The 15,845-nt window shown below is 45.0% G+C and carries 12 protein-coding genes; 6 read left to right on the top strand and 6 right to left on the bottom strand.

The features are described 5' to 3' along the window. Nucleotides 1–42 precede the first annotated feature (42 nt). From ACN0VI_RS05805 to ACN0VI_RS05820, 4 genes are all read left to right on the top strand, one after another. Complete coding sequence (locus ACN0VI_RS05805; RefSeq protein WP_331892908.1) at nucleotides 43–270, top strand: SlyX family protein; 228 nt, start codon at nucleotides 43–45, stop codon at nucleotides 268–270. Nucleotides 271–360: 90 nt separating this feature from the next. After that, on the top strand, nucleotides 361–1,722 hold the full coding sequence (locus ACN0VI_RS05810) for a class II fumarate hydratase (protein WP_417446082.1): 1,362 nt from the start codon (nucleotides 361–363) through the stop codon (nucleotides 1,720–1,722). A gap of 64 nt (nucleotides 1,723–1,786) precedes the next feature. Then, complete coding sequence (locus tag ACN0VI_RS05815) at nucleotides 1,787–2,863, top strand: hypothetical protein (RefSeq protein WP_417446083.1); 1,077 nt, start codon at nucleotides 1,787–1,789, stop codon at nucleotides 2,861–2,863. After that, complete coding sequence (locus ACN0VI_RS05820; RefSeq protein ID WP_417446084.1) at nucleotides 2,851–4,755, top strand: M14 family zinc carboxypeptidase; 1,905 nt, start codon at nucleotides 2,851–2,853, stop codon at nucleotides 4,753–4,755. The genes ACN0VI_RS05815 and ACN0VI_RS05820 overlap by 13 nt, the downstream gene beginning before the upstream one ends. 55 nt (nucleotides 4,756–4,810) lie before the next feature. Here ACN0VI_RS05820 and ACN0VI_RS05825 read toward each other — a convergent pair whose 3' ends face one another. Continuing rightward, nucleotides 4,811–5,266 carry an OsmC family protein gene (locus ACN0VI_RS05825; protein ID WP_331891954.1) on the bottom strand — a complete coding sequence of 152 codons (456 nt, stop codon included), beginning with the start codon at nucleotides 5,264–5,266 and terminating at the stop codon, nucleotides 4,811–4,813. 10 nt (nucleotides 5,267–5,276) lie between these two features. Further along, nucleotides 5,277–6,242, bottom strand: a complete 966-nt coding sequence (locus tag ACN0VI_RS05830) for a DMT family transporter (RefSeq protein WP_417446085.1) — start codon at nucleotides 6,240–6,242, stop codon at nucleotides 5,277–5,279. A gap of 45 nt (nucleotides 6,243–6,287) precedes the next feature. On the opposite strand from ACN0VI_RS05830, the gene ACN0VI_RS05835 reads away from it, so the two are divergent. Next, nucleotides 6,288–7,475 carry an NAD(P)/FAD-dependent oxidoreductase gene (locus ACN0VI_RS05835; protein ID WP_417446086.1) on the top strand — a complete coding sequence of 396 codons (1,188 nt, stop codon included), beginning with the start codon at nucleotides 6,288–6,290 and terminating at the stop codon, nucleotides 7,473–7,475. Nucleotides 7,476–7,524: 49 nt separating this feature from the next. Here the strand turns inward: ACN0VI_RS05835 and ACN0VI_RS05840 are convergent, their stop codons facing one another. Continuing rightward, on the bottom strand, nucleotides 7,525–8,079 hold the full coding sequence (locus ACN0VI_RS05840) for a hypothetical protein (RefSeq protein WP_417446087.1): 555 nt from the start codon (nucleotides 8,077–8,079) through the stop codon (nucleotides 7,525–7,527). 220 nt (nucleotides 8,080–8,299) lie between these two features. Further along, nucleotides 8,300–9,121 (bottom strand): zinc-dependent peptidase, encoded by an 822-nt coding sequence (locus tag ACN0VI_RS05845; RefSeq protein ID WP_417446088.1) that lies wholly within the window; start codon nucleotides 9,119–9,121, stop codon nucleotides 8,300–8,302. A 178-nt stretch (nucleotides 9,122–9,299) separates the two neighbouring features. Between ACN0VI_RS05845 and ACN0VI_RS05850 the strand changes: the two genes are divergently transcribed. After that, nucleotides 9,300–10,847 carry an AbgT family transporter gene (locus ACN0VI_RS05850; RefSeq protein WP_417446089.1) on the top strand — a complete coding sequence of 516 codons (1,548 nt, stop codon included), beginning with the start codon at nucleotides 9,300–9,302 and terminating at the stop codon, nucleotides 10,845–10,847. A gap of 298 nt (nucleotides 10,848–11,145) precedes the next feature. Here the strand turns inward: ACN0VI_RS05850 and ACN0VI_RS05855 are convergent, their stop codons facing one another. Then, a complete protein-coding gene (locus tag ACN0VI_RS05855; RefSeq protein ID WP_417446090.1) occupies nucleotides 11,146–12,990 on the bottom strand; it encodes a S8 family peptidase in 1,845 nt (614 codons plus the stop codon). 479 nt (nucleotides 12,991–13,469) lie between these two features. Then, nucleotides 13,470–15,710: a thiamine pyrophosphate-dependent enzyme gene (locus ACN0VI_RS05860; protein ID WP_417446091.1), complete on the bottom strand. Its 2,241-nt coding sequence runs from the start codon at nucleotides 15,708–15,710 to the stop codon at nucleotides 13,470–13,472. Nucleotides 15,711–15,845 lie beyond the last annotated feature (135 nt).

Raw genomic sequence — 15,845 nt, forward strand, 5'->3', positions numbered from 1 at the left:
GGGCCAAGGCCCACCCTACGAAAAATCCTTTCAGGGTGCATTATGAGTTCCATTGAAGACTTACAAGAACAAATCCACGAACTGCAAACCAAGCTGGCATTTCAGGACGACACTATTGATCACCTGAATAAGATGGTGACCAAACAGGATGACATTATTCGCGCTCTTGAGCGTCGCTTTATGAGTCTTGGCGAGAAGATCGCTGATATTAGTTCTCAATTACCAGAGAAGCCTTTTAATCCGGCAGATGAAATCCCTCCGCATTACTAGACTTTCTGCCTTGTTACTTAGTTGGTTGAATGTTTGTTGTGTTGCCTGTTACCTTGTAAGTATTGGACTTCAAAGAAAACGAGGTGAGTAATGAGCTTTCGTATCGAAAAGGACAGCATGGGAGAGGTTAAGGTTGCAGAGGATGCGCTGTATGCTGCACAAACTCAGCGTGCGTTGAATAACTTTAATATTAGCGACCTGAAAATGCCGTTGACATTTATCGACAGCATTCTTGAAATCAAACTGATAGCAGCCGAAACCAACCATGAGCTTGGGCTTCTCTCCAAAAATAAATTCCAGGCGATTACTAAAGCCATCAAAAAAATCCGTAAGGATAAATTAGTTAATCACCAGAATTTCCCTCTGGACATATTCCAAACGGGTTCTGGCACCAGCACTAATATGAATGTGAATGAGGTGGTCGCAAACCTGGCTTCAAACTCAAAACTGAAAGTCCATCCTAATGATGATGTCAATATGGGGCAGAGTAGTAATGATGTGATTCCAACGGCCATTTCTGTGTCAGCGACCAAGTCTTTGGTGCATGAATTAATTCCAGCTTTGTTGACTCTGAAATCTACGATTGAAAATAAAGGAAAGCTGCACAAGAAGGTCATTAAAACTGGACGTACGCATTTAATGGACGCCATGCCATTGAGTCTGCAGCAGGAGCTTTCCGGCTGGGCGCACCAGGTTCAAATAAGTGTTGATAACTGCCAAAAAATTGTACCAACCATGGGGCAAGTTGCTCAGGGAGGTACCGCAATTGGAACCGGCATTAACAGTTCAGCAAAGTTCCGCAGTCTTTTTTCGCAAAAACTCAAAGCACATAGCGGATTGCCATTCAGCAAGAGTAAAAACACCTTCGCCAGTATTGCAGGTCAAGATGCTAGTGTGGCGTTATCGGGTGTGTTGAATACGCTGGCAACTGCGTTAATGAAAATCAGCAATGATCTACGCTGGATGAATAGTGGGCCAGTCAGCGGACTAGGAGAAATACAGCTCAAAGCCATTCAACCAGGCAGCAGTATTATGCCGGGTAAAGTTAATCCAGTGATTCCTGAAGCGGTAGCCATGGCGGCTGCGCAAATCATGGGAAATAATACGACCATTACGATCGGTGCTCAGTCCGGAAATTTCCAACTCAATGTGATGCTGCCGGTAATTGCTTACAACCTGCTGCAATCATTACATTTAGCTACTACCTCTGCAGAGCATTTATCAGAGACTATTGCCCACTTTGAAGTTAATGAGAAAGCATTGACTGATAAGCTCGATAAGAATGCTATTTTGGCAACAGCGCTAGCACCGGAAGTTGGTTATGAGAAAGCTTCTGAGATTGTTTACAAAGCAAGACGTGAAGAGCGAAGCATTTTGGATGTGGCAGTAGAGCTAACAACGATTTCAAAAGCCAAACTAAAGAAAATCTTAGACCCGAAAAAGCTGACATAAACTTACTGGAGCAATTGCGGTCTAACTTTAAATTGGTATGCACTTACCAAGGTGAGGTATAGGTATGATAAATATTAAAGCAACTGCGCTCTGTTTTGCTCTAGGCTTAACTTATGGAAGTAGTTTAAGTGCTTATGAGGGTGCTCCTTTGTTAATATCGGAAGTTCCCCACAATCAAGTATATACAGAGGAACATATAGCGCAGGTAAAAAAGCTAAGTGTTGCAGCTCTAAAGGGAGGGGCGGAAGATTCCTTAGTTAACGAATATCTTCTTTTCAAGAAAGTCAGTGACCTGAATTCTGAGGAACTGTCCCAAGATGACATTAATTTTTTAAAGCAGGCCACAATACATAAAGTCACTGCCTATAAGCAACATCCTGAAGGTCCCATTGCCATTCCTATCTTTGATATTTCATCGTTGGCCAGACATAAGCTATTCATGAATGAGGTCCATTCTAAGAAGCCAGAGTTAGCGAGTTTGTTGCAAACCAATTCTGTACTTTTTGCTGAAGCAAGCACAAAGAGTTTGGTTAATCTGCACGCTGCAAAGAGCTTACTGCAAAACTCCCCATCATTGCCGATATCAACAATTGATTTGCTGGTAGCTAATTATAAGGTTCATGACAGTCCCGATAGTTTGAAGTTACTAGAAGTTTTAGTCGAGAACAGTGGTAGTTACAAGGCTGCTCAAGCCTTATTAAATTCACCTTACAACTCTCCAGTGAAGCATCAGCTTTTGATTCGCTTGGGTCAGTATTTTTCAGATCATGAGCGAGAGGCTTTGCTAAAAGAGCTCATTTCGAACCGAACGGCGCTAGCGCCACAGGCGCTTATAGAGTATGGGAAGTTGCCACAAAGCGTACTTAATAGAGATATTCTTTACTCTCACCTCTCCGACGAAACGTTAGGAGCAAGTAGCGCTTTCGCTTTATCACAATTTATTAAAGACAATTCTGACTACTCCAGTATTGTAGATTTTCTAAGGCAACATCCAGCTTCCCGTTATGCGGTTGCAAATTGTTTGCTCGCGCTGAAGCTTGCCAATACTCCCGAGTCAAAAGCTCTGCTTAGGGATATTCTTGAGCAGGGTTATATTCAGTTTGAAGATATTAAGGCCGAGGTGGGCACATGGTTAAATTAACAGCATGTTTGATAACCTCAGCTTTAGCCATTTTCTCAGTGAGTGTCGGAGCAGAGGTCTTAAGCTACACTGAAAATACCAATTCGAGTAATCAATTAGCAATTGGCTATCCCGTTCCTATTCCTGTTGACTCACTGACAGGTGTTGATGGCTTTAGAACTTATGACAGCTTGCATAGCCAACATCAAGCTTTGGCAGTTACTCACGCTGAAGTAAGAAGTAGCGTGGTTGGTCAAACTCATAATAACCGTGATATTTACGCCTATCGTTTCGGTGATAGTGATAATCAAACTAATGATGGACGTACAGAGCCAGCATTTTTAGTTAACGGCACGATTCATGCTCGTGAGTGGCAAAGTCCGGAGGTGGTTACTGAGTTGATGGAGCAGCTGACAGAAAAGAAAAATGATCAGAGTGTGGTTCAATATTTATTAGAGAACACAAACATCGTTATCCTGCCTGTTATGAACATCGATGGTTTTTTGCAGACTCAGCGCTTCCCTACAGAAGTGACCCAATCACCCGGAACGAACTCAGGCTCGTCACCTGGACAGAAGTTCGCAGAGCCAAGAGATGGGCGTATGCGCCGCAAAAACATGCCCAATGTTGATGAGGTGTTATCAACTGAAACTGATCGTTTGCGAGGCGTCGACTTAAATCGGAATGGGCCTGTTTTCTTTGGAGTACAAGCTGGCAATAGTGATCCAAACAGTTTGATCTATGGTGGTGCTTCAACACAGTCTGAGATTGAAACTCAGGCTCTTCTAGCTGCCGCGCAACTGGGTCCAAGAAATCGTCTACGTTTTTATCAGGATACGCATTCTTTTTCACGAGTATTGTTTGTGCCGCAACCCAATAACAACCGCCTCAATGCGATTACCAAAAGTTTAGCTTCAAAATTTCAAAATACGACACAAGCGCAAGGCGCAGATTACGTCCCTGTCTACAATCAGGTAGGGAGCGGGATACCGGCTACCGCGGAGTACTTTGCTTACACCGATTTAATTCCAACCTGGACCTTAGAACTGGAACCACCGCAAGGTTTTGCAAATGAGCCAAGTGGGGGAGCTTTTTATGGTGGCACTGGTGCGAGCCATTCAGGCTTTATTATGCCGGACAGTGAAATTGCACGTACTCGAGATCAACTTGCTCCTGCCCAGATGCTGATGTTTTACCATCAGGCTGGACCGGCTTATGTGACTAAAGTCCAGCTAGTAGATAGTGATGGGAATGATGTTTATGCGGCAGCCTGGACTAGCGGTGCGAGCAGGAGTTTGAATGTTACCGCTAATAATGCGCTAGAAGGCGGGCAGGCCTATTCTTTATATGTCAGTTTCAGTAAGCCAATGCGAGTGAGGAATGCCTCTGGTGTTATTACTCAATACACAGGGCAGTCAGTAACCTTGTCGCCTTCGGTAACTATAAGCGGGAATGGGGGAAGCGGCAATTTTACGCGCACTATTAGTACCAATAGAAGTGTTTGGTTAGACCAGGAAGTTGATGGTTTTACGTTTGATCAATACCATGATGATGCTTTTAAGGTCGATTTTACACTACCGACAGATATTCCTGTCAGTTCGACAACGGGCACAACCAACATCACAATAAATATTTCAGTTCAAGATTTAGCAGGGTTAGCATTGGATGCCAATCCTGCTACAGCAGTTGACTGGAATAATGGAGCATGGACTAATTATGAGAATACTAATGGACAAGCGGGTGACTCCGGGGGTACAGATTCCTCGTACACACTGATAGTGTCGAATCAAAATTTAACACTCTCAGAGCCACAGTCTAGCGGCGGGGGAGGCGGTGCTCTGCACTGGTTCTTATTGCTAGGGTTGAGTGTTTTCGGGTTCGCACGCCGATATAAGACTAAGGGCTTAGCTTAATGATGTATTGCTAAACGAGCTTTCAGGGGGCGGGTCGCACTCGCCCTCAACAAAATTATTGCTTCACCTGACACACCAGTTTCGAGTGAATTTTCAGTTCACCCATTAAGGTTCTATGCACGGGGCACTTGTTGGCTATCTCCAACATTCGCTCCTGTTGCTCTCGATCAAGTTCACCTGTGACCTTGATATGTCGCTCTAAAATATCGATATAGCCTTTGTCGCTTTCGCATTCTTCACAATCTTCAGCTTTAATTTTCTTGTGAATCATATTCACTTTGATTTGTTCAACCGGCCACTTTTTTCGAGTGGCGTACATATTCAGAGTCATGGCGGTACAGGTGCCTAAGGCGGTGGCCAGATAAAGATAAGGGTCGGGACCTTTATCATGGCCGCCAAGATCCTCAGGTTCATCAGCGACCAGCTTATGTCCGCCAGCATCAATATTGCAGAATAATCCATCTTCGAAATTATTGATGATGGTTGCTTTATGCACTTTGTCTTCAAGCATGATAGCTCCTTTATTTCTTCTTGATGTCTTCTCGGTTTATCACAAACACATTTCCCAGTCCAATCAGCAAAATACCGCCGGCGATAATCCAGGTCCAGACAAAGTCTTCAAAGAAAGTTGAGATAATTAAGGCAACAGCGGGGAAGAGAACCACTGCATAAGTTGCTTTATGGATGCCGATGCGTCTGAGTAAGGTCAGATAGGCACCAAAAGCCAACACTGAACCAAACACCGACAGGTAGATTAAGCTAATCGTGTAACCTGGGGTCATGTCGAAGATCAACGTCTTGCCTTGAACTATTCCTACCATCAGACTGAACAGGGAGCCATAACCCATGGCGTAGGCGTTCATTTGAATGACCGGCATATCATACTTTTGAGTCTGTACCGAAACCATATTACCAATCGATGCACAGAGCACACCAAGCAGAGCAATCAACAGGCCATACAGCTTGGCATTTTCCAAGGTGAAGTCGGTTAATTCATTCCAGAAAATCATCACCATACCGAGCAAGCCTAGCGCGGAACCAATAATGACACGGGCAGTAATTTTGGCTTTGAAAAACAGCCATGAGTTGAAGATGTTAACGATCAGGACCGCTGAGAATATAACCGAGGCCATAGCGGAAGTCAGGTATTCCTGAGCTTCGTAAACTAATAAGTAATTAAGGCCGAAGAAGGTGATGCCCATCAGGATAAGCCAGGCATGTTGCAGCAAGCCATAGCGCATGGGAAGTTTTTTAAACCAGCAGAAAGCGAATAATAATAAGGACGCCAGCCCAAAACGATAAAAGGATGAGTATTCGTGCGGCACAACACCGAGCTGAAACTCGATTGCAAACCAGGTGCTGCCCCAAATGAGAACGCAGAGAGCGTACAACACTGGGGTGCTCATAATAAAGGCCATAACGAGGTGTAACTTTTGGATGAAGAATAATGTTGTGATGATGCCACAAATGCTAGAATTGTTCCGCATGATTTTTTCTATGGGCTGATTGGGCTCGCTTGATAAGGTTGGGGAATGCAAAAGAAAGACGTAATTATCATCGGCGCTGGCGCCGCGGGCTTGATGTGTGGCATAACGGCAGGCCAGCGTGGTCGTTCAGTTGCGATCCTTGATCATGCTAATAAAGTCGGCAAGAAAATTCTGATGTCGGGTGGCGGGCGTTGTAACTTTACCAATTATTATACCGAGCCAGCGAATTTTCTTTCGCACAACCAACACTTCTGCAAATCAGCTTTAAGTCGCTATACCCAATGGGATTTTATTGGCTTGGTAGAAAAGCACGGTATTCCTTACCACGAAAAAAAGCTGGGCCAGTTGTTTTGTGACAACAAAGCTAAAGACATTGTGAATATGTTACTTGACGAGTGCGCTCAGGCGGGTGTTGAGGTCAGAACAGAGTGCTCAGTGCGACAGGTCGACAAAGTGGATGACGGCTTTATTATTCAGACCAGTCAGGGCAAGTGGCAATGCCTGTCATTAGTGATTGCCACTGGCGGCCTGTCAATTCCCACTATGGGCGCGACTGGTTTTGGCTATGACATTGCCAAGCAATTTGGACTCAAGTTGTTTCCAACTTACGCTGCGCTGGTGCCTTTTACTCTGACTCCAAAGTTGCTGGAGCAGTTTGCCGGTTTGTCTGGGACATCTGCAGACGCATTAGTTAGCTGCAATGGGCAATCTTTTCGCGAAAATATTCTGTTTACCCACCGGGGCCTAAGCGGGCCATCTATTTTGCAGATATCGTCCTACTGGCAGCCAGGCGACGCCATTTCAATCAATTTATTTCCTGACCTTGAGCTGTACGAACATTTAAAACAGCTGCAACAGGAAAGACCAAAAGCCCATATCAACACAGTGCTTGCTGAGCAACTAACCAAGAAGTTAGCCGATAGATTATGTGAAATCTGGTTTGCCGATTTTGGTCAAAAGCCGTTAGCCGAATTGTCCAACGAGGCTTTGCACAGCATCGCAGAGCAACTGCAGAACTGGCAGCTCAAACCCACTGGCACAGAAGGCTACCGCACAGCTGAAGTGACTATGGGGGGCGTTGATACAGATGAAGTGTCATCGAAAACCTTTGAAGCTAAAAAGGTTAAAGGGTTGTATTTTGTTGGTGAAGTCCTAGATGTCACCGGACATTTAGGCGGCTTTAATTTTCAATGGGCCTGGGCCAGTGGTTATGCCGCCGGACAGTATGTATAAAAAATAGTCCACATCAACAGCAGTATTCATGTGGACTATTTTTTTGTGCTTATTTACTTGCTTTAAGATCTTCAACCGGAATCATGATGTGCGCATAAGGTGTCTCACCCCACATCACATAGGGCCCGCCTTCCGAAGGGTCGTCTGTGATGCCTGCGAGCATTTCTTTCGGTACAATGATCATCAAATGAGGCCCAGTTTCAACATAGTCCTCTGCGTTCATGTGATCGTGATGGTGTGGGTTGGAGTTGCTCACTCCAGAGCCTTGGTCACCCTGTAGCATGTAAGAAATACCAATCTTATCGGCTGTGAACTCTTCTTTTTTGCCCATCGCCTGCATCATTTTCATCCAGACGGAATCAACGCAGATTGGAGCATTGTCGCCAGGGAAAGTATCTGGCATGCAGGTCCAGCCATTATTACCTTCCACCAGTACTTTATCACCATCAACAATAGTTGCCTCGGCGCTCACCGATGGAGGTGCTGCTGAGCGGGCCTGCTTGATTCGTTTCTGGTCGCTAGCGGTAGCTGCGTGACTGAGAATTAAAAGAGTTGAACAGCATGTTAGGGTTAAAGCTTTGTACATTCGAGATCGGGTTTTCATAACATATCTCCCTGATATAAAAAGAAAAAAGAACCGATCTGGCAAGGAAGTGGTGTTAGGTTATAGAGATTCCATTGACAGATTATAAATACCTAATCTGTCAATTCTGTCGCGGTTTGATTTTTATGCCGCTGGCAGGCCCAGATCCTTGTCAGCCCAGCCTGCCATTATAGCAAAACAACCAAAGAATCGGTTAAAAAACAATCAATTTGTTGACTGGTTACCATTCCGCAGGATCGAGGCAGTAGTACTGCCGAAATTCTTGATAGAGCTTTGGATGAAGACTTTTTAGCTCCTGCGGCTTCTCAAAGAAGATTTCGGTAGCAACTGCGAAAAACTCAGCTGGGTTTGTGGCTCCGTATTTATCCAATAGAGTTTGCTCCCCTGTAGAAGCTTTTCGTTGCAGCTCCTGGAATTCCTGAGACATAACCTTGGCCCATTGCTCATAATCCTGTTCGGCGGATAGAGGTGGTGCACCATTGGTTACGCCTGATTCGCCATCAAGTTGATGAGCAAACTCATGAATCACCAGATTATGGCCATCTTCAAAGTCTGCACCGCCATTAGCGGAGTCAGTCCATGACAGAATGACTTGGCCGCGATTCCATGATTCGCCAAGTAATACGCGGGGCTCTTCGCTTTGAATACCTGATGCGTCATAGCGATTATGGCGTGTAATAAAGGCAGCAGGGTAAACCACTATGGTTTTAAGGAAAGGGTAAAAGTCGGTGCCACGATTAAGCAGCAGCATGCAAGCCTGAGCGGCGATAGTGACTTTGACTTCATCGGTAATGTCCTGACCTTTACGACCAACAAAGTCTTTTTCAGCCAGAAAGATCTGCATTTTGTCTTTGAGCTGTAACTGCAGGTCAGTGGGCATCTTATAAAAGAAAGGCAGGTTGTTACGTAGGATCTGGCGCCACTCCTTGGGGAATGGTTGGCTGGCAACCTGTTGTCTCTTGCGTTTTTTCCGGTAATTGGAACTGAGAATCCAGATAATGGCGAAAGCAGAGGCAGTAAGGACTATATAGAGTGCAGTCATAGGTCATTATTCTTGATTGTGTTTAATCAAGATTGGGGTGGTTGTTTAATTTTCAAGCACACTCATACTTTTCAAGCATATAGATGGTTCTAAATGGCTGATAAGACCTGAGTTTGCTTGAATATGGCTTGCTAGATAAGGTATAACTTTGCACTTGGCTTAATTTGAGGAAATGAGAATGGATAATAACAATGGGGCTGCGCCGACTGGGGCTATCGCTCGTTTTTTGAATGGTATCGAGCGAGTCGGTAATAAACTGCCCGATCCGGCAATGATTTTCTTATCAGCAATGCTGATAATCTGGGTGCTTTCATGGATGCTTTCTAGCATCAGCTTTGATGCCATTGACCCACGCACTGGCGAAACAATCATCGTTAATAACCTATTAACCGGTGATGCATTAGCCAGCTTCCTGTCGAATATGGTCGTGACCTTTACCAGCTTTGCACCGCTTGGTGTGGTGTTAGTAGCAATGTTAGGTGTTGGGGTTGCTGAGCATTCTGGCTATATCAATACCGGCATTAAATTGATGCTTAAAAGAACACCACAGTTCTTATTGACGCCAACGATTATCTTGATTGCGATTGTCAGCCACACAGCCACCGATGCCGGTTATGTATTGGTTATTCCATTAGCGGGTGTGATTTATTACGCGATGGGCCGCCATCCATTAGCGGGTATTGCTGCAGCATTTGCCGGCGTCAGCGGTGGTTTCAGCGCTAACTTTATTCCATCTGGTATTGATCCGTTACTGCAAAGTTTTACCCAGTCTGCGGCTCATATTATTGAGCCAGGCATGTCGGTTAACCCTTTGAACAACTGGTTCTTTACCGGTATTTCGAGTGTCTTCATTATTCTTCTGGGTTGGTTTATTACCGCTCGTATTGTTGAGCCGCGCCTGCAAAAAACGCCGGTTGATGGTGATACCGATGACTTGCCGGAATTCCATGAAATTACTCGTAAAGAGAAAAAAGCATTCGTGATTTCAACTTTAGTGATGTTGGTTGGTATTGGTGTACTTATTTATGCATCTTTAGGAACTGACTCTTCACTACGCCACGATGGTTCATTGACTTCCTTCCAGGCTCCGTTGATGAAATCCATTGTGCCTTTGATCTTCTTATTATTCTGGGTTCCGGGTGCTGTTTATGGTTTCACAGCAGGCACCTTTAAAACCACTAAAGACATGATTGATGCCATGAGTAAAGCAATGCACGGCATGGCTTACTACATCGTAATGGCCTTCTTCTGTGCGCTTTTCATCGCAGCTTTCTCGCAATCAAACCTTGGGGCATTACTTGCCATCGAAGGTGCGCAGGTACTTAAAGCTATGGCTCTGCCGAGCGCTGTCACTATTGTCGGTATTATTTTCTTAACCGCCTTCGTGAACTTGTTTGTTGGTTCTGCTTCTGCAAAATGGGCATTATTGGCACCAATTTTTGTACCCATGTTAATGCAGTTAGGTATCTCTCCAGACTTAACTCAAGCAGCCTACCGTGTCGGTGATTCAAGCTCGAATATCATCACGCCATTAATGCCATACTTCCCATTGGTGGTGGTCTACTGTCAGAAATACGTTAAAGGCACTGGTATCGGCACCTTGGTTGCTATGATGCTACCGTTCTCTATTGCATTCCTGATTGGTTGGAGCTTGTTCTTGTTAGCATACTGGTGGATTGGTATTCCGCTAGGCTTACAGGCTAGCTACATTTATCCAGCAGGATAGTTGTTAGTCTGTTGATTAAAATGCCGCATTTAAGCGGCATTTTTTTTGTGGTTCTAAAAAAGCACCAACGCTCATTTCATGTCATTCACCATATAAAAACGGCATCAGGTAACACCATAAAAACCTATAAATGCAGACTTAACCTTGAGTCTATTAGGTTTATAGGATGGGTTGGCGCTAAAGAGCGGAATCCATCAGTTCTATGAGGTTATATCTATTCCGCTGGTTTGTTTTTTCTTGGCAAAAAAATGCCGCCCCTTAGGACGGCATCTAGATTAACTCAATTCATGAGTTGGTTTTATTGCCAGTCAATCTGCAGAGTTACACTTGAATAAGAAGAGTAACCTCGGATGCTGATGTACCAACGATCTTGAGCTGGGTTTGAAAAAGAGCAAGTTTCATTGTTGCCCCATCTGTAAGGACGGCAGTCATAGCTTGAAGTCGTTGGCTGTGCGCCGCGACGAACATACAAGTCGCCGTCACCTGAACCACCGCTCATTTGAACATCCAGGCTGCTCATGCCAGCAGGAATATCAACGTAGAAGTGAGTCCAGCTACCTGAAGCACCTGAAAGGTTCTCATGTGTTTCACTACCGCCTCCTGGTGGAGGGTTTGTGTCATCGCCATCGTGCGTTGCTACCAAGCTTACATTGGAGAAGCTGGTGTAACCACGAACCATCACATAGTAAGTACCGGTTTGTGCTGAGAAGTCACAGCTTTCGTTGTTACCGTTACGGTATGGACGGCAGTCATAGCTAGACGTGGTTGGTTCGCTACCGAACTTAACATACAAGTCAGCATCACCAGTGCCACCAGACATATCGAAGCTCACGTTAGAAGCAGCGGATGGAACTTCAAAAGTGTAATCAGTTTCTGAATACTGAGCACCAGAGAAAGTTACCGACACACCATTTTCTAGCTCGTCACCTGGAGGTGGAGGAGGAGGAGGTGTGCCATCAAACAAGCTATACAACAACAAGTTAGGAGAGCCTGATTTAGCATCTGAAACGACACCCGGTGTTGCAGCGTCTGTGATCGCTGTATCAACCTGGCTTGGTGTCGCGGTTGGGTTGTCTGCTAAATAAAGAGCAGCAACTCCCGCTACGTGTGGAGAAGCCATTGAGGTACCGCTGATAGTGTTAGTACCACCATTTGACCAGGCTGAAGTGATGCTAGAACCTGGAGCATAGATATCCAAGCAAGAACCATAGTTCGAGAAGCTTGAACGTGAGTCGCTTGAGGTAGTTGAGCCTACAGTAATAGCGCTTGGCTCACGCGCAGGCGAATAGTTACAGGCACTGCTGTTATCGTTACCCGCAGCTACCACTACTGTGACACCGGCAGAAACCAGGTTGGCAACGGCGGTATCGATCGATGATGAAGCACCGCCACCTAGGCTCATGTTAGCAACAGCTGGTTTGGTATGGTTGTTAGCCACCCAGTCGATGCCATCGATTACTCCGGATAAGGTACCGCTACCACTACAATTCAATACGCGAACACCAATTAAGTTAACGCTTTTTGCAATACCGTAAGTAGAACCACCTACAGTACCAGCTACATGCGTACCATGACCGTTACAGTCAGTTGCGTCGTTATCATTATCGACAGTATCGATACCGCTGACAGATCGACCACCAAATTCACTATGCGAATTTAGGATACCGGTATCGATAATGTAAGCATTTACGTTACTGGCAGTGGTGTTGTAAGTATAGGTGCCGCTTAACGGTAGGTTACGCTGGTCAACACGGTCAATTCCCCAGGTGGCATTGTTTTGGGTCGCATTAAGACTAATGATTTGGTCTTCTTCAACCAACAATACATTTGGATCCTGAGCAAGCTTTTGTGCTGCTTTCTCAGACAAAGTGAAAGTACCACCCTTTAATGCCCTTGTGTAAGTACGCTGAACTTGTGCCTGATATTTGCGGCTCAAGTTCTCAGTCATCATTTGAATGGCTTGCTCTGAAGCATTACTGGAAAATTGCCCCATGTTTTGAGCTACAGCATCATCCTTTAGGACAACAATGTATTGTCCTTTGATAGCTTTACTTGCTACTGAAGCAGTTTTGAACTCACCAGCATAGACGCCTGTTGCGCCAGTCGCTAGTAGAACTCCTGCAACTATATGGTTTAGTTTCATTAAAAATTCCCCTTAGTATTGTTTTTGAGTTATCCAGATTCAATCTGGACTTAGTAAATTTATAAAAGGGATGTCTTCGCATCAATATTGCTAATGTAAAATCACTCTAATGGATGTGCGAATTAAGAGCTGGGTCAAGTTATTACAAACCGATACAAACCTCCGAAAAAATCAAGTGAGTGTATGCTATCACTCTCTTTGTTGTATCAAGATGCAAATATGGGAAGGCAAATAGTTAGAAAGTGTTTTATGACTAATGATTTTGACAAAAGAAGCTTGTCAACGCTATCTCTCGATAAGAAAAAATAATGGTGTTTGACCTTTTAAGCTATGGCATTCAACATCTTAGAGAGGATTTTTATAGATATTTATGATCGATACAAAGTTAAGTCGTTTTTGAATTAAGCAAGAGTTGGCTTGAGCGTGCCTTAGAAAAGGTGTTCCATATAAAGCAGGAACACCCTTGTAAGAGCAAGTCTTTATGTATTTGCCTTGAGTTCGACAGCCGCTTTGATGATGTCTTCTTTGCTGGGAAGAACGTACTGCCAAGAGGTGCCAATCGGGATAAAGGTGTCATGGCCGGTAATGCGTTTGATTTGTGGTAGTTTGTTCAGGCGTTCGACCAGGCCAGTGATGACTTCTTCGCTGACAGAGCCCGTTTTTCGGCACTCATCAACAATCAATACATTCTTGTATTGGCCGGCAATTTTGGCAATTTGGTCATGGTTAAGTGGTGCTAACCAGCGCAGGTCCATAACGGTGGCGTCTATTTTGTGTTTCTCGCTTAAGTCTTTTTGCGCCTGTGCTGACAGGTAGTAACCATTTCCATAGCTGATGATCAGCATCTCCTTGCTATCGATATCCTTGCCTTTTTTGTTGACCGGTTTGCGAATGCCGGGCTCACCAAAAGTGACGACTTCACTTGGCTCCGGGTATTCAAATAGCCAGCCATTGTCGCCGGCTTCATGCAGGTCTTTGGCGTGATATAGGGCAATCGGTTCCAAGAATATCACCACTCGTTTTTGCTCGTCAGCCAGACGGAAAGCTTCACGCATCATTTTAGCTGCATCCACGCCATTGGAAGGGCACGCCAAAATCACACCTGGAATTTCGCGCAGGAAGCCAATGCTGTTGTCGTTATGGAAGTGACCACCAAAGCCTTTCTGATAGGCTAAACCTGCTACTCGAACCACCATTGGATTGGTGAACTGATTATTTGAGAAGAAGGACAGGGTAGAAGCTTCGCCGCGGATCTGGTCAATCGCATTATGGGTATAAGCTAAAAACTGAATCTCTGGTACGGGTAGATAACCTAAGTGGGCCGCGCCAATGGCAGTGCCTAAAATACTGGTTTCATCTAACAGTGTGTCGAACACTCTATGTTCGCCAAAACGGTTTTGTAAATTGGTCGAAATACTGTAAACACCACCTTTCTTACCAACATCTTCGCCAAACATGATGGAGTTTGGATACTGATCCATCAGATCGGTCAACGCATAGTTGATCAATTGCGCCATGCTGCGAGGCTTGTCCAGAAACTTAAACTGGCGACCAATCTCGAACAACTCCTGACGGCGTGTGATTTTAGCCACTGGCGGCTTATCTTTAGCTGGAAGCTTCGGCGCAATGGAAGCGCAGACTTCTTCGGCAGTAGTGATTTTCGGCAGTGTAATCGCTTGCTCGGCTATTTTTTCTACTTTAAGACGGGTGTTCTCGTACAGGTCGAGCACGTCTTCGGTAGACATGTAGCCTGCTTCAATACAGATTCGAGCCGAATGCAATAAAGGGTCTTGTGCTTCATTTTGCTCAATCTGTTCAATGCTGTGATAAATACTTTCGGTGTCATTGCCGGCATGGCCCATCAGACGCACGGTTTTCATGTGCAGGAACACCGGGCGGCGTTCGTAACGAGCAATTTCTTCGGCTTCTAAAGCGGCCAGGTACACATCAGGCAGGTGCAGGCCATTACAGGGAATATATTCAATGCTATGGCGATTTTTAACGTTGTTTTCGACCCAGTTTGGCGGCGTTGAAACCGAAATGCCGATGCCATTGTCTTCGCAGATAAAAACCAGCGGCAGTGGCTCACCTTTATAGGATAAGTACTGAGCAGTGTTCAATGCAGACTGTGCGGTGGCGTGGTTAAAACTGGCGTCACCAAAGTTACATAGAATGACGCTATCGCCAGGAATAGCCGCATCAAAATCATTACGTTCGGCACGACCCAGTGACCAGGCGGCCCCCATCGCTTTCGGCAGGTGCGAGGCAATGGTGCTGGTTTGCGGTGGCACAAATAATGGCGCACTACCAAAAACCTTGTGGCGGCCTTGTGAAATGGGATCATCTTTGGCTGCTACCAGCGATAACATTTGATCACGGATGGGATCAATGTTCGGTAACTGGCGCGAGCGTTGGGTCATCAGTGCGCCGGAGCGGTAATGCAAAAAGGCCATATCAGTATGACGGAAGACTTTGCCTAAGACCGCATTACCTTCGTGGCCACTACTACCAATGGTGTAGTAGCCAATGCCTTGATCTTTAAGGATCCGGGCACGCAAATCCAGATGACGACTAATGACCTGAGATTCGAATAGCTCGACGAATTCGTTAGGGGAGAGCTGCGTCACTGACGCCTTGATATTACTGACTTTTTCCGGAAATTTGGCTGTTTTCACAGCAATCTGAAAATTGTTATCAATGACACTGGCACGATCTAACATTTTATAGCTTTTATATTCGATGAAAAATTGGCGGTTAGTATGCGTTATGGTTATAAATATGTCACTGATGTGACAACTGGTTGGATCTGATCAAATGGGTTTATTCGATTGTGCAATATGGTAAAGTAGCGGCCA

The sequence above is a fragment of the Kangiella sp. genome (assembly GCF_048265365.1).
Classification (GTDB): domain Bacteria; phylum Pseudomonadota; class Gammaproteobacteria; order Enterobacterales; family Kangiellaceae; genus Kangiella.